This window comes from Pseudomonas sp. MAG002Y (genome assembly GCF_019400845.1).
GTDB lineage: Bacteria > Pseudomonadota > Gammaproteobacteria > Pseudomonadales > Pseudomonadaceae > Chryseomonas > Chryseomonas luteola.
Window position 1 is genome coordinate 1 of the sequence record NZ_WOEJ01000001.1, and the last position, 26,396, is coordinate 26,396.

Below are 26,396 nucleotides of genomic sequence, written 5' to 3' on the forward strand. Positions count from 1 at the left end.
ACCATGGCTAGCACGGCCGAGGTTCTGAACTCCTTGAGCGGGGCGTAGGCTTTCTCTTCATCAACCATCAGGCCCAGATACCAGTTGACCGATGGCAGACCGGTGACCGGCTTGAAGACCATAAGCTGAGGCTTGCCGTCCAGCTCGACCCGCTTGAGCGCGCCATCCAGTGCAGGCGCACCGGCGGGAAACAGCTCAGCGAGGTTTTTCATCACCTCCTCTTTTCTGGGACTGACCAGTACCTTGCCTTCGCTATTCACCAGAATCGCATGACCGATACCGCCCAGGTCGAGCGAATTGACGATACCCACCATCGTCTGCAGACTCAGATCGCCAGCCAGAACACCCGCCAAGGCGCCGTTCTTCATGACAGGCGTAGCCAGCGTCATTACCAGCTTTCCATTACCCACATCAACATAAGGCTCCGTCAACAAGGATCGGCCCTGCGACTGAGCGGCAACATACCAATCACGGGTACGGGGATCATAACCGGCAGGCATTTCATCGTAAGGACGGATGGAAAATTGACCATCGGCGTGTCCCAGATAGGTGAATTCGAAGCTGGAGAGATAGGCCTTCTGCTCAAGGGTGGAAAACACTCCTTCAGGAGAGGTATTGTTCTGGATAGACTGGGCCTCACCTTCAAGCAGAGTGATTCGGCCATTGAGCCAATTAACGATATTTGCTGATGCGCTGGAGCCCAACTCGTCCAGGCGTGACGACAAATCCTGTGTAATAGCCTTTCGCTGCAGATAATCGTTATAAACCATGAATAATGAAAAGGCGACGATCAGCACAATAGAGGCCGTCGCTAAAATCTTATGGCTAAATTTCAAACGTTGGAGCATAGCGCAGCCTCTGGACAACATATTTGGCAAGCCGTTGAAATGGCATGAATGACCAAATCTTATCGACCGTTATCGTGATAACTTTAAGGGTAAAAAGAGAGCCGGATGCGCCTGCGCTTTAAAGGGAGGGTAAGCCCTGGCGGCCGACAGCGACGTTGAAACCGCCAGGGAGACACTGGAATAACCAGAGCCTATTCAAATGACCACCTCGGCAATGCAAAAAATCCTTTTTTGGTCGCCGTTCATCGCGCTCGTCCATACAACAGGATACAGGCCGCATTTCAGTTATTTAGCGGTTGCTTGCGATCAAGCTCCATATCGTTGTCGATTTTTTGCCTTTCTCGCGCAAGTGGATCGCTTCGGATAGCGCCTTGGTTAACCCTGTTCTCCGGCAGTTCGACGCCTCGCTGACTTTGCTCGGCCTCCTGCACATCGGGTGAAATCACCTCGACATGCCGTGGATCGTGCTCGGCGTCCTGAGGAGTACGGCCTGATTCAGCCGTTTGAGCCATGGCTAGCGGTGACAGTAAAACCAGTGCCATGGAGGTGTTTATCAGCCATTGAAGTTTCATTTCGGCACTCCAATGAAGGGATACCCTCTTTAGGCAATGCGCTACCTATAAAGGTGCATTCATAAGTCCTCGTGATAAGGCTTTCAGCAAATCATTGTCAGCATTGAATTTTTTGTTGACATCATTTTTTAAACCCGTATACTGGCCACATCAGAAGCGGGGTGGAGCAGTCTGGTAGCTCGTCGGGCTCATAACCCGAAGGTCGTAGGTTCAAATCCTGCCCCCGCAACCAAATTTAAAAAGCCACTCAATCGAGTGGCTTTTTTGTTTGTGTCGAATTTTTATTCCTTTTAGCCTTCAATATTCAAAGAGTTTCCATTTTTTTGATACATAGGGCTTGGCAAAAGTCTGTATGTGACTAATCTGACGCGCAGTTTCCCTGAGGGGCTTTCATGAGCGCCAATGATCCTGTAAACAAATCTGCTGTTTCTTCATCCGATTCTTCGTCTTCATCTTCGCCTTCTTCTCCTCCGCAAGCATTGCCCTGGCGCCTGCTAGAGCGCATTACGGCCTATAAAGAACCTCTTGAGCTGGGCCTGACACTGCTCCTGTTTGGCGTCGCCCTGCTTGTGTGCTGGCATCTGGTCAGCAGTATTGATCTACCCTCTCTCCACACTGCACTGCTGGGTATCCCCTCGCACGCTATTATGGGGGCCGTCGCGGCAACGGCTGTGGGCTTTCTCATTCTGCTTGGCTACGAATGGTCTGCCAGTCGCTTCGCCGGCGTTCATCTACCAGGCAAGACCCTGGCGCTGGGTGGACTTACCGCCTTCGCCATTGGTAATGCAGTTGGCCTGTCCATGCTGTCTGGCGGCTCGGTTCGTTATCGTCTCTATGCCCGCCAAGGCCTGAGCGCCATTGAAGTGGCGCAGATGACTTTCTTTGCCAGCCTGTCGCTGGGAACGGCATTGCCCCCTCTGGCTGCGGTTGCAGCATTAAGTGATTTGCCTTCGGCTTCCACAGCCCTGCGTCTTTCACCTACTCTGGTAGCTGGCATTGCAATTGCCATTCTCTCGATCTATGCCATAGGCATTGTATTCCTTCGCAAGCGAGCCCTAGACGAGCAGCCTTCGCCTGATAGTCGCCTGTTCCGCCTGGGCCGTAAGACCCTGCGCTTACCCACCTTCAAGCTAAGCGCCCTGCAGTTGGTGATCACAGCCCTGGACGTCATGGCTGCCGCCACAGTGCTGTATCTATTACTGCCCGAGGCACCACCGCTGGGTGCATTCATGCTGGTGTATCTGCTGGCACTCGCAGCAGGTGTGCTTAGCCATGTTCCGGGCGGCGTTGGGGTATTTGAAGCCGTTTTGCTAGCCGCTTTTTCGGACAAGATCGGGACAGCTCCCCTAGCAGCGGCCCTGCTGCTGTACCGGATCATTTATGTATTGCTTCCCCTGGTCATCGCTTGCCTTGTCCTGCTGCTGACCGAGGGAAAGCGCTTTCTATCTGGCAGCTCGGCCATCCGCGTTGCCTCTGGCCTTGCAGCCCCCGTTCTGTCAGTCCTGGTATTTTTCTCAGGGGTCGTACTGCTCTTTTCAGGCGTTACGCCAGAGATCGATACGCGCCTGAAGGGTATCGGATTCCTGCTGCCACAGCGTCTTATTGAAGCCTCGCATCTGGGAGCAAGCCTGATCGGAGTTGTGTGCCTACTCTTGGCTCAAGGCCTGCGGCGGCGGCTCTCGGCCGCCTGGGTACTGACCCTGGTGCTGCTGCTGGTAGGCTCCCTGCTTTCTCTACTGAAGGGCTTTGACTGGGAGGAGGCATCGATTCTGGCGATTACGGCTGCCCTCCTGGCTACGTTCCGCCGCTCCTTCTACCGCCGGAGCCGCCTGCTAGAGCTGCCCTTTTCACCCCTGTACGTCGTTGCAAGCCTGTGCGTCGTGGCGGCATCTATCTGGTTGCTCCTGTTTGTTTACCAGGATGCGTCCTACGACAACCAGCTCTGGTGGCAATTTACGCTGGAGGAAGGCGCCCCGCGAGGTGCACGAGCAGCCATGGGCAGCGTGGTGCTACTACTGGCCCTGTCACTCGGCTGGCTTTTGCGGGCTGCACCGCCAGAAATTACGCTGCCTACCACAGAAGATCTGCAAAAGGCATTGGACGCCGTCAAAGCATCTGAGCAGCCTGATGGCGGCTTGGCCATGACAGGCGACAAGGCCTTGCTGTTTCATGAAACGGAAAATGCTTTCCTGATGTATGGCCGTCGTGGCCGTAGCATGATCGCCCTGTTTGATCCCATCGGCTCCGCTCAGACACGAGCCGAGTTGATCTGGAAATTCCGCGATCTGTGCGACATGCACCATGCACGACCTGTGTTCTATCAGGTTCGTGCCGAGAACCTGCCTTTCTACATGGACATCGGTCTCACCGCGCTGAAGTTGGGTGAGGAAGCCCGCGTCAATCTCAAGACATTCGATCTGGACAGCAAGGGTAAGAAAGACCTGCGCTACACCTGGAACCGAGGCCAGCGGGATGGACTGCTCATCGAGTTCCATGAGCCGGGTCAGGCACCTCTCGAAGAGCTAAAAGTTATCTCCGATATCTGGCTGGAGAGTAAACATGTCCGCGAGAAGGGCTTTTCGCTTGGCCGTTTTGACCCGGAGTACTTGCAGCACTTCCGCATTGCCGTCGTCCGGTTTCAGGGGAAAGCGGTAGCGTTTGCTAATCTTCTGGAAACCGATCGGCCAGAGCTGGCCAGTATCGACCTGATGCGAGTGGCAGCTGATGCGCCCAAACTGACCATGGAGTTCCTCATGCTCGGCCTTATCCTGCACTTCAAGGAGCGAGGCCTGGAACGCTTCAGCTTGGGGATGGTGCCATTGGCAGGACTGCATCCACGCCGTGGTGCTCCTCTGACCCAGCGTCTAGGGGCCATGGTGTTCCGACGTGGCGAGCAGTTCTATAACTTTCAGGGCTTGAGACGGTTCAAAGATAAGTTCGATCCGGAATGGGAGCCTCGCTATCTGGCCGTTCCAGCAGGACTTGATCCCTTGGTCGCCTTGGCTGACACCGCTGCGTTGATCGCGGGCGGTATTACAGGACTGGTAAAACGTTGATGACTAGACGTAAACGCGGGTTGCTTTTTCTTCTATTGATCATTGTCATTGCCGCAGCGGCACTGTGGTGGTGGTTTCATCGCTGGCCCAGTACCGCCAGCCTTGAGGTACACGTACAGGACGATCAGAGCGTCGTAACCGTCGCAAGGCCTGCCGGCAAGCCACTGGCCCGAGTCGTTGTTGCAAACCCCGCTGAACAGCAGTTATCCGACGCTGACCTGCTAACCCTGGCCAAAAACACCAAGGCCATGCTGGTCCAGTATGAGTTGCCCGAGAGCAAGGCATGTGCCGCGCAACGCGCCAGCCTGGAAGACGCCATCAGCCATCTTGGCGGAGCACCTACCATGGTGGCAGGCATCGATGCGGGTGGATCATTGGCCTGGCGCTGGCTGGCCGGGCAAGAGGATGACAAGGTCAGCGCCCTGTCGGTCGGTACAAAGCTCGACGAGCCCGACTGCTCTGATCCGCTGCCGCAGAAAGCCGAACACGGTAAATGGCATCTGGCCTGGAACGATAACCCAGGCGATGAGACTGCTCGTTTTGTTCGCGGCCAGGACAATGCCGATACCACTATCAGTGATTACGGCACACCGCTGGTTACGCTTTTACGTACTCAGCTTCAACGTCAGCTGCTCGGTCAGGGTGGCGATGTCCCTGTTGTAGAAGTCCCGGCTGAAGAGCCGGCCGCGCACAAGGATACAGTGACGTTTTTTTATTCCGGTGATGGTGGCTGGCGTGATCTTGACCGTGATTCGGCACAGACCATGGCAGAAAACGGGTGGCCTGTTGTAGGTATCGATACCTTGCGCTATTTCTGGGAACACAAAAGCCCGGAACAGGTGGCGACAGACTTGTCCCATCTGATGCAGACATACCGTGAGCGTTGGGGCGCGAAACGCTTCGTCCTGGCCGGCTACTCATTTGGCGCGGATCTGCTTCCGGCGGTCTATAACCGTTTACCTGCAACAGATCAGGAACAGGTATCGGCCATGGTGCTGCTGGCCTTTGCCCGTAGCGGTGATTTTGAAATCCAGGTTGAGGGCTGGCTGGGCAAGGCTGGTGACGAGATGCAAACCGGACCGGAGATGGTCAAGGTGCCTGCCAGCAAGATCTACTGCATTTACGGTGCGGAAGAAAAGGACGAGAGCGGTTGCACGCAGCCTGGAGCCAATTTCGAAAAGCTTGAGTTACCCGGTGGTCACCATTTCGATAATGACTACGACAAGCTTGCACGCCACATGATAAACGCCATCGAGGCTCGTACACGCACACCGTAACCAGGACGCCCAGCCGATGGATCACCTCCGCGGCTGGAGACGAATGGTCGGAAAGAACGCGTGCGATCAATGGTCTACCGGCTCTCAACCTTTGAACGAGGACGCCCATGACCACTCCCCTTTCGCTGGATGCTGCTGAAAAACTGGTTGTAGATGCCTTTACTCCGCTGGGCTGTGTTATTTCAGCCAACCCCCAGGCTGACAGCTTTGGCTTCAGCGTAATCGGGCAAGAAGGAGAGGAGGTCTTGGCAGTCCCTGAGGTGACTGCTGCACAATACAGCGATCCGCTGCAGCTTAAAGGCTTTATCGAGCATGTTCGGCAAGAGCTTTCCCAGCAGGGTCAATCGCTGGACCCATGGGAGATGCCGTTCATTACCGACCCGGATGCCCTGCCTCCACCTGTATTCAACTGATCCCAATAAAAAAGCCGCCCCAAGGCGGCTTTTTTATATCTGCGACTTGGCTGCTAGATCTCGATCTGAGTACCCAGCTCGATTACCCGGTTAACCGGCAGATTGAAGAAACGCAGGCTGCCGCTGGCATTCTTCATAAGGAAGGCAAACAAATTCTCTCGCCAGCGAGCCATTCCCAAGCGATTGTTCGACGCAATGACCGTTTCACGGCTAAGGAAGTACGTCGTCCGCATGGGCGTGAAGTCGAGGTCCTCCAGGTGGCACAATGCGAGCGCAGCCGGCACGTCGGGCTCGTCCATAAAGCCATAATGCAAGAGAACACGGTAGAACCCATCCCCGTAACTGTCCACCTCGAAACGGCGGCTGACAGGAACCCGCGGCGTATCTTCATAGATAACGGTCAGCAGCACTACCTGCTCATGCAATACTTGGTTGTGCAGCATGTTATGAAGCAAAGCGTGTGGAACGGCATCCTGCCGCGCTGTCAGAAAGACGGCTGTCCCCTTGGCACGGAAAGGCGGATTGGAGCGGATGCTGCCGATAAAGATCGGTAGCGGTAGTGCCCCTTCATCCAGCCGTTCGGCCAGGATCTGCCGGCCGCGCTTCCATGTGGTCATCAACGTGAACAGGATGATGCCCGCAATGACGGGAAATGCACCGCCTGCCACGATTTTTGGAACGTTGGCTGCAAAATACAGCGAGTCGACAATGAAGAATCCAATGAGCATCGGAATGGCGAACCAGCGAGGCCATTTCCATAGCAGCAGCGCTACCGAAGATACCAGGCAGGTCGTGATCAGCATCGTTCCCGTGACGGCAATGCCGTAGGCCTCGGCCAGGTTGCCAGAAGATTCGAACCCGATAATCAACAGGATAACGCCTGTCAAAAGGGCCCAGTTCATGGCAGGAATATAAATCTGGCCCTGTTCATGACTTGAGGTATGCAGGATTTGCATACGCGGTACATATCCCAGCTGGATTGCCTGACGGGTAATGGAGAACGCACCTGAGATGACTGCCTGTGAGGCAATGACCGTGGCAAAAGTCGCCAGGACGACCATTGGGATCAATGCCCATTCAGGTGCGAGCAGGTAGAAAGGATTGCGTACGGACTCTGGGTCGATCAGAACCAAGGCACCTTGCCCGTAGTAATTGAGTACCAATCCGGGCAGCACCAGGAAGAGCCAGGCGCGCGCGACAGGTTTGCGGCCGAAATGGCCCATGTCGGCATACAGCGCCTCAGCCCCTGTCAGCGCCAGCACAACAGCGCCCAGAATAGCGATGCCAAGTCCGGGGTGTACAATGAAAAAGTTGAATGCCCACCATGGGTTCAAAGCCTTGAGGACTTCAGGCGCCTGCAGAATACCATAAATACCCAATGCGCCTAGCACGGTGAACCAGAGGACCATAACCGGACCGAACAGCTTGCCAATCTTGGCAGTACCGCCCCGCTGTAGCATGAAGAGTCCGACCAGGATAACGATTGCCGCTGGCACCACAATATGATCAAGCCCGGAAAAGGCTACTTCCAGGCCTTCTACAGCAGACAGTACCGAAATGGCCGGTGTAATCATGCTTTCGCCGTAAAACAGCGAGGCACCAAATAACCCCAGCAGCACCAACACCATTTGCAATTTTGGAAACGGTGCGGACGCCCGCCTTGCCAATGCAGTCAAGGCCATGATGCCGCCCTCGCCCTGGTTATCCGCCCTCAGAACGAAAAAGACATACTTGATCGTCACGACCCAGATCAACGACCAGAAGATCAGGGACAGGATACCCAGGACGCTATCGTGGGTAGGCACCAGGCCATACGTAGGAGAAAACACCTCCTTGAGGGTATACAGCGGGCTGGTACCAATATCGCCATAGACGATACCCGCGGCCGCGATGGCCATACCTATGGCCGAGGCTCCCTTTTCACCATGGGCCTGGGAAGCAGCTTGACTCATGCAAGACTCCGGGTTTATCGAAACGGGCGCATCCTGCTCCGATGTGGCGGCAGGATCAAGTACGGATTGCCAAGAATATGTGTGCACAACGCAACCAAGGCATGGTCATTACCCTACCCGGCGTATTGAATTCTGCTTAAAAGTGTCCACCGATTACCTGACACTTTACTGGAAATATTCTGCGATGCGCTTGCGCATGGACTCATCGGGCAGCTCACCGGTTCCGGCCAGTGCATTTTCCGCCATATGGGCCGGGTTTGAGGTCGCCGGAATGATGCAGGTAACTGCAGGATGCGAAATTGAGTACTTGATCATCAACTGCGCCCAGGAGGTACAGCCGATATCGGACGCGAATGCCGGAAGCTGCTTGCCTGCTACCTGGTTGAACAGACGGCCGTCCAGGAACGGGCGATTGATCATGACCGCCACCCCCTTGTCCTGACACAGAGGCAAGAGCCTTTCTTCGGCTTTGGTATCTTGGGGATTGAGGTTGATCTGAATGAAGTCCATCGGCTCCAAAGCGACTAGGTCAATCATCTGGTCCTGAGCCATTTCTGAGTGATGGGTAATCCCTACATATCGAATCATTTTTTGCTGCTTCATCTCTCGTAGCAACGGGAGCAGCGTCTTGTAATTGATCATGCTATGCACTTGCAGCAGATCGATGGGAGCGCCCTTGAGGTCTGCCATTTCCTGCTGGATCTCTTCGATACTGCTCTCGCGCCCTTCTACCTTGGTAGCCAGAAACGCCTTTTCAGCACGCCCCTGCTGCGCCAGCAGCGTACCAATGACACCCTGGGATTTCTCGTAACTCGGTGCCGTATCAATAACAGTGCCTCCCGCCTGAAATAGACGGTCAAGCACGTCGGCCAACGGTTTCAGAGCGTGTGGAGTGCTTTCGACATTGAAGGAATCGGCGGTTCCCAGGCCAATGACAGGGAGTTGCTCGCCAGTAGAGGGAATCTGCCGCCTCAGCATGCCAGCCTGTGCAAGCACAAGACGAGGCAAAATGGCTTCCAAGAGCAGCGCCGACGAGGCGCACAGGGAATATTGCATGAAGCGGCGGCGAGTCGTCATTGTTTTCTCCGGATTCAAGCAAGAGCCGTCCTAAAGGGACGGCTCTTGTGATTCAGGAGTTCCATCTGCCACGCCTTGTTACGTGGCTGAATGAAACGAAGCCCGTTACTCACCTTTCATGGCTGCAACCATCTTATTGACGTTGTAACGGAACATCTTCAGGTAGGTAGGCGTAGGCCCGTCCGCCTTGGACAGCGACTCGACATATAACTCGCCACCGGCACGAGCCCCGGTTGCCTGGGCAATCTGCTGCACCAGACGCGGATCGTTCGAGTTCTCGATGAAATAAGCCGTGATGTGCTCCTCCTTGATCTGACGGATCAGATTGGCCACTTTTTGGGCAGACGCTTCAGATTCGGTAGAAAGATCCAGGGGAGACAGGAATGTCACACCGTATTCATCACCGAAATAGCCAAACGCGTTATGGGAGGTAAGCACCTTACGCTGCGCCTTCGGCACGGCTTCGATCTGCTGCTTGGTATATGCATCCAGCGCCTTTAGCTGATCGATATAGCGTTGACCATTGGCTTCGTATTGATCAGCGCCTTCGGGGTCTATGCGCTTGAGGGCCTTGATGATGTTTTGAACATAAACAATACCGTTGGCAGCGCTGTTCCAGCTGTGGGGATCCACTACGGTCTTGCCGTTCTTCTGCCGCATACGGGTCTTGATACCGTCCGAAAGCTCGACAGGAGTACCGTTGTATCCTGACGCCTGGATCAGACGATCCATCCAGCCTTCAAGATGAAGTCCATTGATAAATACTACATCGGCAGCTTTGAGTGCCTTGGCATCATCAGGCGTTGGCTCATAGGCATGCGGGTCGCCGTTGGGCCCGATCAATGAGGTGACATGAACCCGCTCGCCCCCTACCTGGTGAACCATATCAGCCAGGATCGTGAATGACGCAACGGCTTCTACCGGCTTGGCTTGGGCAAAACTGGAAAGTGCTGACAACAGCAAGGCAGCAGCCCCGCTCCACAACGTGAGACGCATGACATGACTCCTTTCAACGGGATAGATGGGGTTTAGGGAAGAAACGACGAACGACGCCCAAAGGGCTGAAGATCAACGAGAAGATGTAAAGCGTACTGGCCGTCAAAACGATGGATGGGCCCGAGGCCACGCCCAGGTGGTACGAAACAACCAAGCCGATAAAGCCGGACAGCATGGCAACCAGACTCGCTACCAGCATCAGTCCAGGCAACGAGCGAGCCCAGAAGCGCGCTACGGTGGCGGGCAACATCATCAGGCCGACCGCCATAAGTGTTCCAAGCGCCTGAAAGCCTGCGACCAGGTTGAGCACGACCAGCAGCAGAAACAGGAAGTGATAAAGCGAGCCCTTGCCACCTACGGCCCGCAGGAATCCAGGATCGAAACACTCAAGCACCAGCGGACGATAGATAATGGCCAGCAGGAGAAGCGTCACAGAGGCGATGCCCCCTACGAGATAGAGCGCGGCATCATCAATCGCCAGGATCGTACCGAACAGGACGTGCAACAGGTCGATATTCGAGCCTCTTAGCGAGACGATCAAGACACCCGCGGCGAGAGAGGTCAGGTAGAAGCTCGCAAAACTGGCATCTTCACGTTGCGAAGTAAAACGACTAACCAGCCCAGACAACAGGGCTACGGCCAAGCCGGCTACCAACCCACCCAGGCCCATGGCTGGCAAGGAAAGCCCAGCGACCAGAAAACCGATGGCAGCCCCCGGCAGGACCGCATGACTCATGGCGTCCCCTACCAGACTCATGCGCCTGAGCATGAGCAATACACCGATCGGACCTGAGCCCAGCCCTAGCGCCATGCAGGCGACCAAGGCGCGACGCATGAATCCGAACTCGACAAACGGCTCGAACAAGGCGTGATACAACATCATGCGCGGCGCCTCTCATCACAGACGTCGGCCTGTTCATCCCAGTCCTCAGCCATATTCCGGGCACGCCGCAGATTCTCCTGGGTCAGCACCGTTCGGGTATCCCCCCAGGCAATGGTTTCGCGAGCCAACAGTAATGTACTGGGAAAATGCTGCTTTACCTGCTCAAGATCATGCAGAACAGCGATGACGGTGCGCCCCTCACCATGCCAGCGCCGAACCAGATCAAGCAGATCGCGGGTCGTGCGTGCATCGATGGCATTGAACGGCTCATCCAGAAGGATGACTGACGCATCCTGCAGCAGGAGCCGTGCGAACAGTACGCGCTGGAACTGGCCTGCCGACAGGGAACCGATCAGGCGGTGCCCAAAACCTTCCAGCCCGACGGCAATCAGCGCCTCATGGGCTTGCTGCAGCTGGCCCCGGCTCATTCCACCGAATATGCCGATGCGTCTCCAGGCGCCCATGGCAACCGTGTCGAGAACCGTCAGCGGAAAGGTTCGGTCAATTTCAGCCGCTTGGGGCAGATAGCCGATGGCCGAGGCAGACAAGGCCTTTCGATCGACGCCGCCCCCTACTGGTCGCAGCATGCCGACCATGGCCTTGATCAGAGTCGACTTGCCTGCGCCGTTAGGGCCCACAATAGCGGTCAGGCTGCCCGCTTCAAAGCAACCCGACACATGATGTACGGCGGGATGACGCTCGTAGGCAACCGTTAAGTCATTTAATGAAATACAGGCACTCATGGGATGGACACCGCCCAGTGGATAGCAGCCCATAGCAGTAGAAGCAGCACGATCGACACCCCTAAACGGGCCCAGGCAGACTGGGTCAGAAAGGACGGCTTGAACGTAAGGGAAGGATTCGATGACATATAAACTACCTCGAAATTGTTACTTTATAACATAATAAATACCCTATCACTAGTTATGCCTGTCTAGCGGTTCAGCCTCGGGCAAGCCAAACCCGATAACTGACGAAGCGCAGGTTAATCCGAGTAAAAGCGCCAAATGCCTCTTCTCAGTCCGGGCGCGCACCGCTAAAATCGCGCGTTTTTTGATCATCAGCGCGTTCTGCGCACCTCCTGAGGTTAGCCATGTCCACCCCCGCTACGCCTAAAGTCGGCTTTGTCAGCCTCGGCTGCCCTAAAGCTCTGGTCGACTCCGAACGCATCCTGACCCAGCTTCGCATGGAAGGTTATGAGGTTGTTCCCACGTACGAGGACGCCGACGTGGTGGTGGTCAATACCTGTGGTTTCATTGACAGCGCCAAGGCCGAGTCTCTGGAAGTGATCGGCGAAGCCCTGGCTGAAAATGGCCGGGTCATCGTGACCGGCTGCATGGGGGTGGAAGAATCTGCGATTCGTGATGTACATCCGAGCGTACTGGCGGTAACGGGTCCGCAGCAGTATGAGCAGGTGGTGACCGCGGTCCATGAGGTAGTGCCGCCAAAGCGCGAGCATAATCCGTTGGTCGACCTGGTACCGCCGCAGGGCATCAAGCTCACCCCCCGCCACTACGCCTATCTCAAGATTTCCGAAGGCTGCAACCATCGCTGCAGCTTTTGCATCATCCCGTCCATGCGTGGCGATTTGGTCAGCCGCCCGATCGGCGATGTGCTCGATGAGGCTCAGCGTTTGGTCAAGGCCGGAGTCAAGGAGCTGTTGGTCATCTCCCAGGACACCAGTGCATATGGCGTCGACCTCAAATACCGTACCGGCTTTTGGAATGGCCAGCCGGTCAAGACTCGCATGCTGGAACTATGCGAGGCGTTGAGCAGCATGGGCGTCTGGGTACGTATGCACTACGTCTACCCCTACCCGAACGTGGACGACATCATTCCGCTGATGGCCGAGGGCAAGATCCTGCCCTACCTGGATATCCCCTTCCAGCATGCCAGCCCCAAAGTTCTCAAGGCCATGAAGCGTCCTGCCTTCGAGGACCGCACCCTGGCCCGTATCAAGAAGTGGCGTGAGATCTGTCCGGAGCTGACCATTCGCTCCACATTCATTGTGGGTTTCCCTGGTGAGACGGAGGAGGATTTCCAGTACCTGCTGAATTGGCTGACCGAAGCTCAGTTGGATCGTGTGGGCTGCTTCCAGTATTCCCCTGTGGAAGGCGCACCGGCCAATGAGTTGGAAGGTGCCGTACCGGATGACGTGAAGCAGGATCGCTGGGAGCGCTTCATGGCGCATCAGCAGGCCATTTCTGCGGCTCGCCTGCAATTGAAGGTTGGAAAGGATATTGAAGTGTTGATCGACGAAGTCGACGAACAAGGCGCCATTGGCCGCTCCTATGCCGATGCCCCGGAGATCGACGGCAATGTGTATGTCAATAGCGAACACGACCTGAAGCCAGGCGACAAGGTATGGGTACGCGTAACCGACGCAGACGAATACGACCTGTGGGCCGAGACACTGTAACGCAGCCACAACCTCGAAAAGCCCTGCGATTGCAGGGCTTTTTTATGGGTGCCCTATGCCGACCGGCCTACCCTATCGTCTGTGCACTCCTGGCACATGGTCATGCCCCGCATGGCTACAGGCCTCCTCGATCGCTGAAGGTCCAGCGGGTTGTTGCAGCTCCCGAATGATGCCGCATACATCGCTGGATACCTTGCCTGAGCATTGCTGACGCAACGCCATGAGCTGTCTGCGCAGTTCAGTCAACTCTCGAATGCGCACTTCCACATGATGAATATGGTCCTCGATCAGATCATTGACCCGACAGCAGTCCGGCTCAGGCTGATCCCGCAATTGTAACAGGGAACGGATCTCGTCCTGTGTCATGTCCAAAGAGCGGCAATGCCGAACAAAGGTCAATCGCTCCAGATGGGCCTCGCTGTATTGACGGTAGTTTCCCGCGCTGCGAACAGGCGCTGGCAGCAGTCCCTCACGCTCGTAATACCGAATGGTTTCCACGGAACATCCCGTTCGGCTGGCCAATTCACCTATTTTCATAACGCCTCCTTGACCCTGTAGTAGCTACAGGGTGTGCAATGACAACCCAAACGTCAATGGAGGTTGTCATGGCGCATGATTCATCCTGTTGCGGACCCAAACCATCGTCCTGCTGTGAGCCTCAGGTAAAGACCTGCTGCGACAGTCACACAAAGATTTCGCTTGAGTCCAATCCTCTACCGGGCGTTACCGAGCCCGAGGTGCTTGATCACTCCAAGTGGACAAGCCTGCGTATCGATGCCATGGATTGCCCGACTGAAGAGAAGCTGATCCGTGATGCATTCGCCAAGCTGAAGGCGGTCGAAGCACTGGAATTCAACCTGATTCAGCGCAGCCTACGCGTTCGCCATCGCTACCCCGATGCAGAACCGCTAAAGACCCAGATCAATCGGCTGGGCATGCAGGCTGTTGAACTGAAAGGTGATGAGCAAGCCCCTGCAGTACCAGCGGCAAAACCCTGGTGGCCGCTGGGCCTGGGCTTGGCTACCGCCCTGGCAGCCGAAGTCGGTGAGTGGTTGGGTACTGTGCCTGAGTTCGCTGTAGCATTCCTGGCATTGGCCGCCATTGCCCTGGCTGGTCTACCGGCGTATCGCAAAGGTTGGATCGCTATCAGGCAGCGCACTCTTAACATCAATGCATTGATGAGCATTGCGGTCACCGGCGCCCTGTTAATTGGCCACTGGCCTGAAGCGGCCATGGTCAGCGTACTGTTTGCCATCGCTGAAGTGATCGAGGCACGCTCACTGGACCGTGCCCGCAATGCCATCCAGGGATTACTGGCATTGACACCAGAAAACGCGACCGTACGACAGGCGGATGGTACTTGGGCAACACTGCCAGCCAAACAGGTCCAACCCGGCGCGCTCATCCGGGTAAGACCGGGGGAGCGAATTGCATTGGATGGAGAGGTGGAATCCGGTCAGTCAGGTGTCAACCAGGCGCCTATTACAGGCGAAAGCCTGCCGGTCGACAAGGCTCCCGGCGATACCGTGTTTGCCGGCACCATCAATGGTGAGGGCAGCCTGGAGTATCGTGTTACCCATCGAGCCAACGAAAGTACCCTGGCTCGCATTATCCACGCCGTAGAGCAGGCTCAAGGCGCCCGCGCACCTACCCAACGATTTGTAGATCGCTTTTCCCGCCTGTATACGCCAGCGGTTGTTCTCATTGCCGTTGCGGTTGCCCTGTTGCCTCCCCTGCTGGGTTGGGGAGGTTGGCTGGAGTGGTTATATAAAGGGCTGGTATTGCTTGTTATTGCCTGCCCATGCGCCTTGATCATCTCAACACCGGTTACAATTGTCAGCGGGCTTTCGGCTGCTGCACGACATGGCATCTTGGTGAAAGGTGGGACATTTCTTGAGCAAGGCCGCCAGCTTGAGTGGATTGCCCTCGACAAGACCGGCACGCTTACTGAGGGTAAGCCGCAGTTGGTCGACCGCATCGTACTCACCGGACAGAAGAGTCAGGCGTTGGAATGGGCGGCCAGTTTGTCCTCGCGCTCAGACCATCCCGCTTCACAGGCTCTGAGCCATGCTCTTTTGCAAGAAGGTACTGCCTTAAAGGACGTACAGGATTTCTCGGCCCGGGCAGGACAAGGCGTGCAAGGCCGTATAGAGGATCAGCTCTACTTTCTGGGTAATCGCCGCCTGCTGGAGCGCGAAGGGCTGGCCTCCGAGAATCTACGGCACCGTATCGAATCGCTGGAGCAGACAGGTAAAAGTGTGGTGGCGCTTGCCAGCCAACAGGAGGTACTGGCGCTGTTCATCATTGCTGATCAAGTAAAGGAAACCAGCCAGAGCGCTGTCGCAGCACTTCATGCGTTAGGCATAAAAACCCTGGTGCTCAGTGGCGACAATCCTCACAGCGTAGACCGTATTGCCGGTCAGGTAGGCATCGATGAAGCGCATGGCTCGTTACTGCCCGAGGACAAGCTTGCGATTTTGGAGCAAAAGCAACGGAGCGGTGCTGTAATCGGTATGGTTGGCGATGGCATCAACGACGCCCCTGCTCTGGCTCGGGCTAATATCGGTTTTGCCATGGGCGCCGCCGGTACCGATACGGCTATCGAAACGGCAGACGTGGCGCTGATGGATGACGACCTGCGCAAACTGCCGGACTTCATTCGCCTCTCCCGTAACACGCACCGTATTCTCATGCAGAATATTGCACTAGCCTTGGGAATCAAGGCGATATTCTTGACGTTGACGATCATGGGCGAGGCCACGCTCTGGATGGCTGTCTTCGCCGACATGGGTACAAGCCTGCTTGTGGTTGCAAACGGCCTGCGACTGATTCGACACCATTGATGGATGACCGCCGACACGCTGTTGGAACTCACCTACCGATAGAGCGCTCTGCATAAGGTCTGTCAGCAGGAATGTTTCATGGATTACATCGATTTATTGCAATGGCCAGCCATGGCCGTGACCCTGATCGCGGCGTGGCTGGTTGCTTCCCAACGTGAAAACCGCCGAAACCTTGGATTCTGGTGCTTTCTTGCCAGCAATGGATTATGGATCACCTGGGGCCTGCATACACAGGCGTATGCCTTGATCGTTTTGCAACTGGGGCTGGCATTCATGAATATCCGTGGTGTTCGCCGTAACCAGCTTAATACTTCAAAGGCTATGCGTGAGAGTCATACTTGAGGCAGACAGGCTAAAATAGCCAGCCTGTCTTCCTTATGACGCTCCCCATGACTTATAGCGTTTTCCCTATCGGCCATATCCGCTCTTGTTTCAAGGAGAAGTTCGCCATCCCTCGCCAGCCCCATTTGGCTCCGGCTGCCCGAGGTGTATTGGAGTTTGTGCCGCCGTTCGACCACCCGGATGCTGTACAGGGGCTGGAATACGTCAGTCATGTCTGGCTGCTGTTTCTCTTTCACCAGACATTGGAAGAGAAACCGCGTCTTAAAGTACGTCCTCCCCGCCTGGGCGGGAACCGTTCCCTGGGTGTCTTTGCGACGCGTGCCACTCACCGTCCCAATGGTATTGGGCAATCTGTGGTAACACTGGACGCTATCGAGCCGGGCCGGCTCAGGCTTTCAGGTATCGATCTGCTGGAGGGTACCCCGGTGCTGGACATCAAGCCTTACGTGCCCTACGCCGATGCAATTCCAACTGCCTTTAATACCATAGCCAGTGCACCTCCCGATGGGATTCCGGTCCTCTGGACGCACGAAGCCCGCGTGCAGGCGGAGCAGCATGGAAAGCGTCTGAACGAGCCATTGGCCGCTCTGATTGAGCAATGCCTGACTCAGGACCCTCGTCCGGCCTATCAAGTCCCGCCACCTGAGCGCCGTTATGGTGTTCGCCTATGGGATGTAGACGTCCATTGGCATTATCCGGAGCCCAATGTCATCCGTATTCTGGATATCGAGCGTGCAGATAATGACTGAGTCTGGGTCAAAAGCTTTTCTGCGCCTGATCAGCCCTTACCGTAGACACAAAAAACCCGCCTCCAGGGCGGGTTTCGATAACGCGGGTAACGCTTACTTCTCGACGAACGCGCGCTCGATCAGGTAGTCACCCGGATCACCCATACGTGGAGAGATGGTCAGACCAAACTCGTTCAGCACTTCGCTGGTTTCGTCCAGCATGCTAGGGCTGCCGCAAATCATCGCACGGTCGTCCTGAGGATTGATCGGAGGCAGACCGATATCTTCAAATAACTTGCCGCTGCGCATCAGGTCGGTCTGACGACCCATGTTGCGGAATTCTTCACGCGTCACCAGCGGATAATAGATCAGCTTTTCGCGAACCATATCGCCAAAGTATTCATGCTCAGGCAGTACGTTGGTGATGAAGTCGGCATAGGCCAGTTCATTTACATAACGTACACCGTGAACCAGAATCACCTTATCGAAACGCTCATAGGTTTCCGGATCCTGAATGGTGCTCAGGAACGGCGCCATGCCGGTGCCGGTGGATAGCAGATAAAGGTGCTTGCCAGGCTTCAGGTCGCTCAGAATCAGCGTACCGGTAGGCTTGCGGCTAACCATGAGGTTATCGCCTTCCTTCAGGTGCTGCAGGCGGGAGGTCAGCGGACCATCCGGAACCTTGATGCTGAAAAATTCCAGGTGCTCTTCATAGTTGGGGCTGGCGATACTGTAGGCGCGCATCAGCGGACGGCCGCCTTCGGTTTCCAGTCCGATCATGACGAACTGGCCGTTCTCGAAACGCAGCCCCGGATTACGGGTCGTCTTGAAGCTGAACAGTGTATCGTTCCAGTGGTGAACGCTCAGGACGCGCTCGGTGTACAGATTACTCATGAAAAACTCCTAATCACCTGCCCAAAGACGCTGATGCCCGGCTCTGTCTCGCGGAGGCGGGACTACCTGCACGTGTGACCGCTCTGGATCGGGTTTGACAAAAAGGACGCGACCAAGCGCATTTGCGCGGCATTTTATATAACGCAAGAATATCCGTAAAATGAATAATTCGGATATCGGTTATCCAGTGAGCAGATATGAGATTCACGTTGCGTCAACTCGAAGTCTTCGTCGGCGTCGCCCGCCTGGAAAGTGTTTCCCGCGCGGCAGAGACGCTTGCGCTCTCACAATCGGCAACCAGCACGGCCTTGGGAGAGCTAGAGCGTCAGTTCGACTGCAAACTCTTTGACCGTGCAGGCAAACGGCTGACCCTTAATGCCTTGGGCCGCCAGTTATTGCCCAAGGCAGTTGCCTTGCTCGACCGCAGCGACGAGATCGAGAACCTGCTACGGGGCAAGACTGGATTCGGCTCACTGGAAGTCGGCGCCACGCTCACTATTGGCAACTATCTGGCTACGCTCCTGCTGGGTGATTTCATGCAACGTCATCCCGATTGCCGGGTGCGCCTGCATGTTCATAATACAGCGCATATCGTACAGCGCGTGGCTAACCATGACATTGATCTGGGACTGATTGAGGGGGATTGCCAGGACGCGGATATTGAAGTCCACCCTTGGATTGAAGATGAGCTGGTAATCTTCTGTGCTCCGCAACATCCTTTAGCCAACCATCCAACGGTAGGTCTGGAAGAGTTAATTGATCAGGCCTGGATTCTTCGGGAGCAAGGCTCCGGTACTCGCCTGACGTTCGATCAGGCCATGCGTCATCATGCAGCGCCCCTGAATATTCGCCTGGAGCTGGAGCATACAGAGGCCATTATTCGGGCAGTGGAATCAGGTCTGGGCATCGGTTGCATCTCAAGGCTTGCCCTGCGCGATGCCTTCGAGCGCGGCAGTCTTGTCCCAATCGAAACCCCCAGCCTGGATTTGCGTCGTCAGTTCTGTTTTATCTGGCACCGCCAGAAATACCAGACGGCAGCCATGACCGAATTCCTGGCACTGTGTCGCAAGCTTACCGAGGGTATTGCACGTAGCGACCAGATCTTGCTGGCCCCCTTCAAGGAGCGTGCGACCCCAGCAGAATGATCAACCAGACGGCTGCAATCATCCACATTGCTACGAACTGAGCCGCACTGCCCAGGTCCTTGGCATTCTTGGACAGCTCATGCCATTCCAGCGAGACGCGGTCCACCACGGCTTCGATAGCAGCATTGAACAGCTCGACAATCAGCGAAAGCAGGCAAACCCCCACCATAATCGCCCGCTCGCCTCGCGATACATCCAGCCAAAAGGCCAGCGGGATCAGGATGCAGCTCATCAGCACCAGCGAGCGGAAGGCAGCCTCCCCTTTGAAAGCCACCTTCAGACCGGCCAGGGAATAGCCCGTAGCCTTGACGACACGTTTAAGGCCGGTCTTGCCTTTATAGGGAGATATCACACCAGGCTCCATGCAGCAACTCAATAGAAGACTAGCCTGTAGCGTGTCGAAAAAGCGTGAAAACTCATCAGCCTGGAGTTGATTCGAGCTGTTGCAGCAACAGGGCAGCCTGCGTTCGGGTTCTCACACCCAATTTACGGAAGATCGCCGTTACATGCGCTTTCACTGTGGCTTCCGACACGCTGAGTTCATAGGCAATCTGCTTGTTCAAAAGACCATCGCATACCATGGTCAGCACCCTGAACTGCTGGGGCGTCAGGCTGGATAATCCGGCCTTCGCGGCCTTGGCTTCCTCGCTGAGGTTCGCAGCGCCCTCTCCTTGGGCCGGCCACCAGGTATCACCATCCAGCACAAGGCGTACGGCTTGCTGGATTGTTTCCAGATCGCTGGATTTAGGTATGAAACCACTGGCACCGAACTCCCGAGCGCGCTGCACTACAGCGGCGTCTTCCTGAGCAGAGACCATGACAACAGGAATCTGTGGGTATTGCCCGCGCAGCAGTACCAGTCCGGAAAAACCATAGGCGCCCGGCATGTTGAGGTCGAGCAGGACCAGATCCCAATCAGTCTTGTGCGCCAGCTGAGCCTCGAGTTCGGCGATACTTGCCGCTTCCACCAGCTGTGCCTGCTGCCCCAAGCCAAGCGTCAAGGCTTGCTGCAGGGCGCTACGGAACAGCGGATGATCATCCGCGATGAGGATCTGATAGGCGGCCATCGGTAAATTGGTCCTTATTATGATTCTGTAATTTCAGCGGCTCAGAATGCCGAGCGTCCGACGACGGGTCAAGGCACTTTGCGACCATAATCACAGGGTTCCCAAAGTCACAGCCATCCGGCAGAGTGGCGACTTTTGCCAAGCGAGCCTGTCATGCGTACCCAAGCCCTGCGTGCCGATGTTCTCATGCTGATCACAGCCATGATCTGGGGGAGCGCCTTTATTGCACAGCGCGCCGGCATGGACTCCATCGGTCCGTTCCTCTTTACGGGACTTCGCTTTGCATTGGGTGCACTGACACTGATTCCAGTCCTGCTGGTGCTGCATCGCCGCGCCAGAACACCGATTAGCCTCGACCGTCGCGTAGTGGTCGGCGGCTGCCTGATGGGTCTGCTGCTTTCCATTGGCATCAACTTCCAGCAAGTGGGCCTGCTATTCACATCCGTGACCAACTCCGGTTTCATCACCGGACTCTATGTGATTGTAGTCCCCATTCTGGGTTTGCTGTTTGGCGAACGCACCGGCAGAGGCACTTGGCTAGGTGCCTGCCTGGCGGTGACAGGCATGTGTCTGCTTAGCATAGGCGAGAATTTTAAGGTAGCTTCCGGCGATTGGCTGCAATTGGCCGGCGCCTTTGCCTGGGGAGCGCATGTGCTGGTGGTAGGGCATTTTGCGAGCCGCCATGATCCGATGCTACTGTCCATCCTTCAGTTCGCATTCTGTGCAGCGGTCAGCCTGACGCTGGCATTGCTGTTTGAGCCGATTCAAGCTCAGAACATTATTCAGGCCGTTCCCGCGCTGCTGTATGGCGGTATCATTGCCGCCGGCATCGGTTATACGTTGCAGGTCGTTGCACAGCGCGACGCCATTGCTTCCCATGCGGCAATCATTTTTTCACTTGAAGCCGTCTTTGCGGCCTTTTTTGGCGCCTGGCTGCTGGACGAGTCGCTTACCGCTCGCGGTTATCTGGGCTGCGCGCTCATGTTTACCGGCATGCTGGTTGCGCAGCTCTGGCCCAGAAAGGCCGTGGTCGAGCCCAAGGTGACCAACTGATCAGGAGAATGCGGAAACGAAGGGCTGCAGCCGTTGATGAGCCAGGCTGAGCGGATCCGTCTGGCGATTCTGTTTGGCATTGAGATAACGCTCACTGAATACATCCAGATACGCATCAAGCGCCGCCGCCGCCCTATTCTCACCCGCCAGCTCCAGACAAAGCGCAGCCACTTCTGCCGTACAGAGGTGCTCGCCTCGTGTGGAGCGTCGCAGCCGATACCGGGAAAGCTCTTCAGGGCTTAGGCTGAGTACTGGCAGGCTATCCAAATAAGGACTTTTGCGAAACATCTTTCGTGCCTCCGTCCAGGTAGCATCCAGCAGGACGAATAAAGGTCGCTTGCCCTGAATGGGCTCCACTGTTTGCACGACTCGCTCAGGCGTTGAATACTCGGCCGGAAATACGAGATAAGGTTGCCATTGAGGATCGCCCAGTACGGCCAGTAGTGCGTCATCTACATCCGTTCGCGACCAGCCAAAGGCAAAACTGTCACTGACCACATCGGCAATCAGCCATCCGGTATTGCTTGGCTTGAGCGGCTCTACATCGTGCATGATCAGGCACATGCCTGCCGCGCACTCGACCGCAGGTCGCCATTCACAGAAGCAGTGAGGCAGCGCAAGGCGACACCCCTCACAGCGTTGAATACGGGATCCACGGGCAACAAAAGGTTTGCTGCTACGCGCCAGACGATCATGACGCAGCCGGGCTACGGCATTTGGCGGACTGGAAGAAGAGTTGGCAGAGCGGATATAAGGCATGAGAAGTACTGCGTGATTTACGTGGACAAGTTTAACAAAGGCTGTCCAGAACACATCTGGCATTTTGAAAGCGCCGACCACAGGAGTACCCTTTGCGTACCGCAATTAGCCTTTGCTTGCGAACATCACGGCTGCCCTGCGGTCGAAGCGAGCCTGATCTACGTTGGAGAGTTCAATGCTGCGTTATACTGCCCTCGCCCTTTGCTTCATCCTTCCTGCAGCGGCCCAGGCGGCCTCGCTGAAAGAACAAGAACTGTCGCAGATGCTGCAAAAGGTCGCGAAAGAAAGCAGCGTGGGGACTCCGCGCGCTATCAATGAAGACATTCTTGACCGTGGTTATACCGTTGAAGGGCGCCAGCTCATCAATCATTTGAGTGTACGTGCCAGCCATGCGCATCAGATGGAAGCCAACCCGGCGACGGTACGCACCCAGCTGGCCGCCAGTGTCTGCCGCAACACCGGCTACCGCCAGTTGTTAGCCCGTGGCGCCATGTTGGTGTACAGCTTTACCGAATACCAGAGCAATCGCCCGGTTGCGAACGAGCGCTTCGAAGCAGCCGATTGCGGTCTGAGCAAGTAAGCTTCCTTTGCCATGCCGCGCCTGGCATGGCCATTCAAGACAGGCATTTGCCTTTCTTACTCCGCGCCCGACTATGCTAAAGGCAAGGTAATCGCTGCCTGGAATGGCAGCTTGATTATACAGCAGTGGCTACCAGGAGTATGCAGATGAACCCAGACGCACAAGACGACTATCTGTCTCGTCATGTACAGGTCAGTGCCGAAGACCTTTCCCAAAAGATTGATGAGCTGCTGGCTCATACTGTTCCGGCCAACAGTCCCAATCTGTCTCTGTATCGCGACATGCTGTTGACCGTGGTTCGCATGGCCCAGGCAGACCGCAACCGCTGGGATGCCAAGATCATGATGCAAACCATGCGAGAGATGGAAAATGCCTTTCGTCATCTTGAGCAATACAAGCGGCGGCGCAAGGTAACGGTTTTCGGATCAGCCCGTACGGCCGTGAATCATGAACTCTATGTGCTGGCCCGCACACTCGGCTCAGCCCTCGCTCAGCGGGACATGATGGTCATCACTGGAGCAGGTGGCGGCATCATGGCGGCAGCTCACGAAGGTGCCGGCTTGGACAATAGCCTGGGCTTCAACATTACCCTGCCTTTTGAACAACGGGCCAACCAAACCATGGACGGCACCGATCACCTGCTGTCCTTTCACTTCTTCTACGTACGTAAACTGTTTTTTCTCAAGGAAGCCGATGCACTTGTGCTCTGCCCTGGCGGATTTGGTACCCTGGACGAAACCTTTGAAGTCCTTACGCTGATACAAACCGGCAAAAGCCCTCTCGTACCCGTCGTGCTACTGGATACACCTGAGGGTACGTTCTGGAAGGATGCGGTCAGTTTTCTGAAAAAGAACCTGGCGGATGAGCGCTATATCCTGCCCAAGGACCTGAAGCTGGCAACGCTGGTGCATACTGCGGAAGAGGCAGCAGAGGTCATCAGCCGGTTCTACAGCAACTTTCATTCGACACGCTGGCTGAACGGTCAATTCGTGATGCGTCTGAACCATGCCCTAACATCCGAGGCGCTGGCGCATATCGATACGCACTTTGCGGACCTGTGCAAGAGCGGGCACTTCACTCAGCAAGCCTCGGGCAAAACCAACATCGACGAACCGGAATTTGCTCACCTGAGCCAGCTTTCCTTCAACTTCAATGGCCGCGATTATGGGCGCCTGCGCGAGTTGGTGGATTCACTGAACGATCCACAACATTGGCTACGCTGATCGAGAGGCGTTAGCCGGGCCCGCCCTATCAGTCATCTGGCGCGCCACGCAGCAATCGACTGACGCTGTCGATGGAGAAACCGCGGTAGCTCAAGAAACGTCCCTGCTGTGCGCGTTCCTTAGCGTCAGCGGGGCGCTTGCCTTTGAATTTGCGTTGCCAGACATCACGTAAATGAGCTGACCAGTCTTCCTCACACTCCGATAGCGCCTGTTCGATATCAGCACGGGCAAGACCGCGCTGGGCCAACTCCTCACGGATACGAACAGGTCCATAACCCGCCCGGGCACGACTTGCGATATAGCTACCCAGATAACGTGTCTCGCTCAGCAGCCCCTCTTCGGCCAGGCGATCCAGGGCTGCGTTGATCAGTTCATCCGGTGCCCCCCGCTTACGCAACTTGCGAACCAGCTCTTGTCGGCCATGCTCTCGGCGGGCCAGTAGATCCATGGCTGCCAGGCGAACAGCCGCTGGGGTATCGAGTTCAATAGGCATTCAAACGCCTCGTAAAATTATCAGGCTGAAATAAAAAAGCCCTCGCACAGCGAGGGCTTTTATCAGGCAGAACCTTAGAAGTCAGCGTCAGCGCCCGCTTCGGCTTCTTCAGTGGCCGCCCCTTTAACAGGGGCCTGGCTTAAAAGCTTTTCGCGAATGCTCTTGTCGAGCGCATTACGTACTTCAAGGTTCTCTTCCAGGAACTTGGCCGCGTTAGCCTTACCTTGGCCAATCTTGGTTCCTTGGTAGCTATACCAGGCACCTGACTTTTCAACCAGACCCAGCTGTACGCCCAGATCAATGATCTCGCCGTTACGGTAGATGCCCTTGCCGTACAGGATCTGGAATTCAGCCTGACGGAATGGTGGAGACACCTTGTTCTTGACGACTTTAACGCGGGTCTCGCTACCTACCACCTCGTCCCCTTCCTTCACCGCACCGGTACGGCGGATATCCAGACGGACCGAGGAGTAGAACTTCAACGCGTTACCACCAGTTGTAGTTTCCGGGTTGCCAAACATCACCCCGATCTTCATACGGATCTGGTTGATGAAAATCACCAGGCAGTTGGCGGTCTTGATATTGCCGGTGATCTTGCGCAGCGCCTGAGACATCAGACGCGCCTGCAGACCTACGTGCATGTCACCCATTTCGCCTTCGATTTCGGCCTTGGGCACCAAGGCAGCTACGGAGTCGACGATGATCACGTCTACAGCATTGGAGCGCACCAGCATGTCGGTGATTTCCAGCGCCTGTTCACCGGTATCCGGCTGGGAAACCAGCAGGTCGTCAACATTGACGCCCAGCTTGCTGGCATAATCCGGATCCAGCGCATGCTCTGCGTCAACGAAGGCACAGGTTGCGCCCTGCTTTTGCGCCTCAGCAATGACGGACAGGGTCAGCGTAGTTTTACCCGACGATTCCGGACCGTAGATTTCTACGATACGGCCCTTGGGCAGACCGCCGATCCCTAGGGCGATATCGAGGCCGAGCGAACCGGTGGAAATAGCCGGAATTGCCTGACGCTCATGATCACCCATGCGCATGACTGCGCCTTTGCCAAACTGACGCTCAATTTGACCCAGGGCCGCGGCCAGGGCGCGCTTTTTGTTGTCGTCCATTAAAATCCTCTCGCAAGAAGGTAGGCCAGACGGCCGTGGAAAGCACTGTATATGTGAACAGTATTAAAGCATAAGAAGGGCTCGCTGGCTACCTTTCGATGCGATTTTCTCATGTCGAAATTCGCAATAATCCTTCCAATGCAGCCACAACGGTCTGAGCCCTGACAGCAGCTCTGTCGCCAGGAAAAAGATGTTTCTCGCTATAGATGTCAGAGCCGTTTCCCCACGCCAGCCAGACCGTTCCCACAGGCTTTTCTGGAGAGCCGCCACCCGGGCCTGCGATACCACTGACCGCAACAGCGAACCGGGCCCCGCTGCGTGCCTGCGCCCCACGTACCATGGCCTCGACAACCGCCTGACTGACAGCGCCCACCTCCATGAACAAGTGATCCGGCACATCCAGCTGGGCCGTCTTCTGGGCATTGGAATACGTCACAAATCCCGCTTCGAACCAGGCAGAGCTGCCCGCTACGCGGGTAATGGCTTCGGCAATACCGCCGCCGGTGCAGGACTCGGCAGTTACGACCTGTGCCTTCAATGCCGATAACCGTTTGCCCAGCTCAGCTGATAACTCATCGATAGTCATTGTGTGGCCCTGAGAAGATGGCGAGGCGAAACCTTTATTGTACAAGGTTATGAGCTTTCTATATGAGGG

The 26,396-nt window shown here is 55.9% G+C and carries 27 protein-coding genes and 1 tRNA gene; 12 read left to right on the forward strand and 16 right to left on the reverse strand.

The window, feature by feature from the left end; genetic code table 11:
• Nucleotides 1–848, reverse strand: an 848-nt coding sequence (locus GM154_RS00005) for a cache domain-containing protein (protein ID WP_219650545.1), incomplete at its 3' end; no start/stop codon positions are given.
• Nucleotides 849–1,129: 281 nt separating this feature from the next.
• Nucleotides 1,130–1,420 (reverse strand): hypothetical protein, encoded by a 291-nt coding sequence (locus GM154_RS00010; protein WP_219650546.1) that lies wholly within the window; start codon nt 1,418–1,420, stop codon nt 1,130–1,132.
• A gap of 155 nt (nt 1,421–1,575) precedes the next feature.
• On the opposite strand from GM154_RS00010, the gene GM154_RS00015 reads away from it, so the two are divergent.
• The 4 genes from GM154_RS00015 (at nt 1,576) to GM154_RS00030 (ending at nt 6,166) form a co-directional block, all read left to right on the forward strand.
• Nucleotides 1,576–1,652 (forward strand) — tRNA-Met (locus GM154_RS00015).
• A 160-nt stretch (nt 1,653–1,812) separates the two neighbouring features.
• On the forward strand, nt 1,813–4,476 hold the full coding sequence (gene mprF, locus GM154_RS00020; protein WP_219650547.1) for a bifunctional lysylphosphatidylglycerol flippase/synthetase MprF: 2,664 nt from the start codon (nt 1,813–1,815) through the stop codon (nt 4,474–4,476).
• Complete coding sequence (locus GM154_RS00025; RefSeq protein WP_219650548.1) at nt 4,476–5,753, forward strand: virulence factor family protein; 1,278 nt, start codon at nt 4,476–4,478, stop codon at nt 5,751–5,753. Before mprF ends, GM154_RS00025 begins: the two co-directional genes overlap by 1 nt.
• Nucleotides 5,754–5,860: 107 nt before the next feature.
• A complete protein-coding gene (locus GM154_RS00030; RefSeq protein ID WP_219650549.1) occupies nt 5,861–6,166 on the forward strand; it encodes a hypothetical protein in 306 nt (101 codons plus the stop codon).
• 53 nt (nt 6,167–6,219) lie between these two features.
• Here GM154_RS00030 and GM154_RS00035 read toward each other — a convergent pair whose 3' ends face one another.
• From GM154_RS00035 to GM154_RS25555, 6 genes are all read right to left on the reverse strand, one after another.
• Complete coding sequence (locus tag GM154_RS00035; RefSeq protein ID WP_122043222.1) at nt 6,220–8,118, reverse strand: potassium transporter Kup; 1,899 nt, start codon at nt 8,116–8,118, stop codon at nt 6,220–6,222.
• 165 nt (nt 8,119–8,283) lie between these two features.
• Complete coding sequence (locus GM154_RS00040; RefSeq protein ID WP_219650550.1) at nt 8,284–9,195, reverse strand: aldo/keto reductase; 912 nt, start codon at nt 9,193–9,195, stop codon at nt 8,284–8,286.
• Nucleotides 9,196–9,300: 105 nt separating this feature from the next.
• Nucleotides 9,301–10,191, reverse strand: coding sequence for a metal ABC transporter substrate-binding protein (locus GM154_RS00045; RefSeq protein WP_219650551.1), 891 nt, complete (start codon nt 10,189–10,191; stop codon nt 9,301–9,303).
• Between the two features lie 13 nt (nt 10,192–10,204).
• Nucleotides 10,205–11,074, reverse strand: a complete 870-nt coding sequence (locus GM154_RS00050) for a metal ABC transporter permease (RefSeq protein ID WP_219650553.1) — start codon at nt 11,072–11,074, stop codon at nt 10,205–10,207.
• On the reverse strand, nt 11,071–11,817 hold the full coding sequence (locus tag GM154_RS00055; RefSeq protein WP_010797441.1) for a metal ABC transporter ATP-binding protein: 747 nt from the start codon (nt 11,815–11,817) through the stop codon (nt 11,071–11,073). Before GM154_RS00055 ends, GM154_RS00050 begins: the two co-directional genes overlap by 4 nt.
• The gene (locus GM154_RS25555) at nt 11,814–11,945 is read right to left on the reverse strand and encodes a hypothetical protein (RefSeq protein ID WP_258019663.1); all 132 of its coding nucleotides are present in this window, start codon (nt 11,943–11,945) and stop codon (nt 11,814–11,816) included. The genes GM154_RS00055 and GM154_RS25555 overlap by 4 nt, the downstream gene beginning before the upstream one ends.
• Before the next feature lie 222 nt (nt 11,946–12,167).
• Between GM154_RS25555 and rimO the strand changes: the two genes are divergently transcribed.
• Complete coding sequence (rimO, locus tag GM154_RS00060; RefSeq protein WP_010797439.1) at nt 12,168–13,493, forward strand: 30S ribosomal protein S12 methylthiotransferase RimO; 1,326 nt, start codon at nt 12,168–12,170, stop codon at nt 13,491–13,493.
• A 72-nt stretch (nt 13,494–13,565) separates the two neighbouring features.
• Here rimO and cadR read toward each other — a convergent pair whose 3' ends face one another.
• Nucleotides 13,566–14,030, reverse strand: coding sequence for a Cd(II)/Pb(II)-responsive transcriptional regulator (cadR, locus tag GM154_RS00065; RefSeq protein ID WP_019364477.1), 465 nt, complete (start codon nt 14,028–14,030; stop codon nt 13,566–13,568).
• 68 nt (nt 14,031–14,098) lie between these two features.
• On the opposite strand from cadR, the gene GM154_RS00070 reads away from it, so the two are divergent.
• The 3 genes from GM154_RS00070 (at nt 14,099) to tsaA (ending at nt 17,427) form a co-directional block, all read left to right on the forward strand.
• Nucleotides 14,099–16,336, forward strand: a complete 2,238-nt coding sequence (locus GM154_RS00070; protein WP_258019664.1) for a heavy metal translocating P-type ATPase — start codon at nt 14,099–14,101, stop codon at nt 16,334–16,336.
• Between the two features lie 78 nt (nt 16,337–16,414).
• The gene (locus GM154_RS00075; protein WP_010797436.1) at nt 16,415–16,678 is read left to right on the forward strand and encodes a hypothetical protein; all 264 of its coding nucleotides are present in this window, start codon (nt 16,415–16,417) and stop codon (nt 16,676–16,678) included.
• A 47-nt stretch (nt 16,679–16,725) separates the two neighbouring features.
• Nucleotides 16,726–17,427, forward strand: a complete 702-nt coding sequence (tsaA, locus tag GM154_RS00080; protein ID WP_219650554.1) for a tRNA (N6-threonylcarbamoyladenosine(37)-N6)-methyltransferase TrmO — start codon at nt 16,726–16,728, stop codon at nt 17,425–17,427.
• 93 nt (nt 17,428–17,520) lie between these two features.
• Here the strand turns inward: tsaA and fpr are convergent, their stop codons facing one another.
• Complete coding sequence (gene fpr / locus GM154_RS00085) at nt 17,521–18,300, reverse strand: ferredoxin-NADP reductase (RefSeq protein ID WP_122043228.1); 780 nt, start codon at nt 18,298–18,300, stop codon at nt 17,521–17,523.
• Between the two features lie 197 nt (nt 18,301–18,497).
• Between fpr and GM154_RS00090 the strand changes: the two genes are divergently transcribed.
• Nucleotides 18,498–19,445 (forward strand): LysR family transcriptional regulator, encoded by a 948-nt coding sequence (locus GM154_RS00090; RefSeq protein WP_010797433.1) that lies wholly within the window; start codon nt 18,498–18,500, stop codon nt 19,443–19,445.
• On the opposite strand, the gene GM154_RS00095 is transcribed toward GM154_RS00090, so the two are convergent.
• Together GM154_RS00095 and erdR are read right to left on the reverse strand one after the other, a co-directional pair.
• Complete coding sequence (locus GM154_RS00095; protein ID WP_083397956.1) at nt 19,417–19,809, reverse strand: diacylglycerol kinase; 393 nt, start codon at nt 19,807–19,809, stop codon at nt 19,417–19,419. The two genes, GM154_RS00090 and GM154_RS00095, sit on opposite strands and share 29 nt — an antisense overlap.
• Before the next feature lie 55 nt (nt 19,810–19,864).
• The gene (erdR, locus tag GM154_RS00100; protein ID WP_010797431.1) at nt 19,865–20,512 is read right to left on the reverse strand and encodes a response regulator transcription factor ErdR; all 648 of its coding nucleotides are present in this window, start codon (nt 20,510–20,512) and stop codon (nt 19,865–19,867) included.
• Between the two features lie 153 nt (nt 20,513–20,665).
• Between erdR and GM154_RS00105 the strand changes: the two genes are divergently transcribed.
• Nucleotides 20,666–21,565, forward strand: a complete 900-nt coding sequence (locus GM154_RS00105) for a DMT family transporter (protein ID WP_219650555.1) — start codon at nt 20,666–20,668, stop codon at nt 21,563–21,565.
• On the opposite strand, the gene GM154_RS00110 is transcribed toward GM154_RS00105, so the two are convergent.
• Nucleotides 21,566–22,324: a tRNA-uridine aminocarboxypropyltransferase gene (locus GM154_RS00110; RefSeq protein ID WP_074828215.1), complete on the reverse strand. Its 759-nt coding sequence runs from the start codon at nt 22,322–22,324 to the stop codon at nt 21,566–21,568.
• A 175-nt stretch (nt 22,325–22,499) separates the two neighbouring features.
• On the opposite strand from GM154_RS00110, the gene GM154_RS00115 reads away from it, so the two are divergent.
• Complete coding sequence (locus GM154_RS00115) at nt 22,500–22,904, forward strand: quorum-sensing-regulated virulence factor family protein (RefSeq protein WP_010797428.1); 405 nt, start codon at nt 22,500–22,502, stop codon at nt 22,902–22,904.
• Nucleotides 22,905–23,050: 146 nt separating this feature from the next.
• Complete coding sequence (locus GM154_RS00120; protein WP_083397955.1) at nt 23,051–24,127, forward strand: TIGR00730 family Rossman fold protein; 1,077 nt, start codon at nt 23,051–23,053, stop codon at nt 24,125–24,127.
• Between the two features lie 28 nt (nt 24,128–24,155).
• On the opposite strand, the gene recX is transcribed toward GM154_RS00120, so the two are convergent.
• The 3 genes from recX to GM154_RS00135 all read right to left on the reverse strand — a co-directional run bounded on the left by recX (nt 24,156) and on the right by GM154_RS00135 (nt 26,327).
• Complete coding sequence (gene recX, locus GM154_RS00125; RefSeq protein ID WP_010797426.1) at nt 24,156–24,620, reverse strand: recombination regulator RecX; 465 nt, start codon at nt 24,618–24,620, stop codon at nt 24,156–24,158.
• A gap of 74 nt (nt 24,621–24,694) precedes the next feature.
• Complete coding sequence (gene recA / locus GM154_RS00130; RefSeq protein ID WP_010797425.1) at nt 24,695–25,741, reverse strand: recombinase RecA; 1,047 nt, start codon at nt 25,739–25,741, stop codon at nt 24,695–24,697.
• Nucleotides 25,742–25,850: 109 nt separating this feature from the next.
• On the reverse strand, nt 25,851–26,327 hold the full coding sequence (locus GM154_RS00135; protein WP_019364467.1) for a CinA family protein: 477 nt from the start codon (nt 26,325–26,327) through the stop codon (nt 25,851–25,853).
• Nucleotides 26,328–26,396: the final 69 nt, after the last annotated feature.

Coding starts and splice junctions, on each gene's coding strand:
- tsaA (WP_219650554.1), top strand. CDS start 16,726: ATGACTTATAGCGTTTTCCCTATCGGCCATATCCGCTCTTGTTTCAAG.
- GM154_RS00095 (WP_083397956.1), bottom strand. CDS start 19,809: ATGGAGCCTGGTGTGATATCTCCCTATAAAGGCAAGACCGGCCTTAAA.
- GM154_RS00105 (WP_219650555.1), top strand. CDS start 20,666: ATGCGTACCCAAGCCCTGCGTGCCGATGTTCTCATGCTGATCACAGCC.
- recX (WP_010797426.1), bottom strand. CDS start 24,620: ATGCCTATTGAACTCGATACCCCAGCGGCTGTTCGCCTGGCAGCCATG.
- GM154_RS00055 (WP_010797441.1), bottom strand. CDS start 11,817: ATGAGTGCCTGTATTTCATTAAATGACTTAACGGTTGCCTACGAGCGT.
- GM154_RS00115 (WP_010797428.1), top strand. CDS start 22,500: ATGCTGCGTTATACTGCCCTCGCCCTTTGCTTCATCCTTCCTGCAGCG.
- GM154_RS00025 (WP_219650548.1), top strand. CDS start 4,476: ATGACTAGACGTAAACGCGGGTTGCTTTTTCTTCTATTGATCATTGTC.
- GM154_RS00110 (WP_074828215.1), bottom strand. CDS start 22,324: ATGCCTTATATCCGCTCTGCCAACTCTTCTTCCAGTCCGCCAAATGCC.
- GM154_RS00010 (WP_219650546.1), bottom strand. CDS start 1,420: ATGAAACTTCAATGGCTGATAAACACCTCCATGGCACTGGTTTTACTG.
- GM154_RS00070 (WP_258019664.1), top strand. CDS start 14,099: ATGGCGCATGATTCATCCTGTTGCGGACCCAAACCATCGTCCTGCTGT.
- erdR (WP_010797431.1), bottom strand. CDS start 20,512: ATGGCCGCCTATCAGATCCTCATCGCGGATGATCATCCGCTGTTCCGT.
- GM154_RS00135 (WP_019364467.1), bottom strand. CDS start 26,327: ATGACTATCGATGAGTTATCAGCTGAGCTGGGCAAACGGTTATCGGCA.
- GM154_RS00090 (WP_010797433.1), top strand. CDS start 18,498: ATGAGATTCACGTTGCGTCAACTCGAAGTCTTCGTCGGCGTCGCCCGC.
- GM154_RS00045 (WP_219650551.1), bottom strand. CDS start 10,191: ATGCGTCTCACGTTGTGGAGCGGGGCTGCTGCCTTGCTGTTGTCAGCA.
- GM154_RS00040 (WP_219650550.1), bottom strand. CDS start 9,195: ATGACGACTCGCCGCCGCTTCATGCAATATTCCCTGTGCGCCTCGTCG.
- cadR (WP_019364477.1), bottom strand. CDS start 14,030: ATGAAAATAGGTGAATTGGCCAGCCGAACGGGATGTTCCGTGGAAACC.
- GM154_RS00120 (WP_083397955.1), top strand. CDS start 23,051: ATGAACCCAGACGCACAAGACGACTATCTGTCTCGTCATGTACAGGTC.
- GM154_RS00035 (WP_122043222.1), bottom strand. CDS start 8,118: ATGAGTCAAGCTGCTTCCCAGGCCCATGGTGAAAAGGGAGCCTCGGCC.
- GM154_RS00075 (WP_010797436.1), top strand. CDS start 16,415: ATGGATTACATCGATTTATTGCAATGGCCAGCCATGGCCGTGACCCTG.
- GM154_RS25555 (WP_258019663.1), bottom strand. CDS start 11,945: ATGTCATCGAATCCTTCCCTTACGTTCAAGCCGTCCTTTCTGACCCAG.
- fpr (WP_122043228.1), bottom strand. CDS start 18,300: ATGAGTAATCTGTACACCGAGCGCGTCCTGAGCGTTCACCACTGGAAC.
- recA (WP_010797425.1), bottom strand. CDS start 25,741: ATGGACGACAACAAAAAGCGCGCCCTGGCCGCGGCCCTGGGTCAAATT.
- mprF (WP_219650547.1), top strand. CDS start 1,813: ATGAGCGCCAATGATCCTGTAAACAAATCTGCTGTTTCTTCATCCGAT.
- GM154_RS00050 (WP_219650553.1), bottom strand. CDS start 11,074: ATGATGTTGTATCACGCCTTGTTCGAGCCGTTTGTCGAGTTCGGATTC.
- GM154_RS00030 (WP_219650549.1), top strand. CDS start 5,861: ATGACCACTCCCCTTTCGCTGGATGCTGCTGAAAAACTGGTTGTAGAT.
- rimO (WP_010797439.1), top strand. CDS start 12,168: ATGTCCACCCCCGCTACGCCTAAAGTCGGCTTTGTCAGCCTCGGCTGC.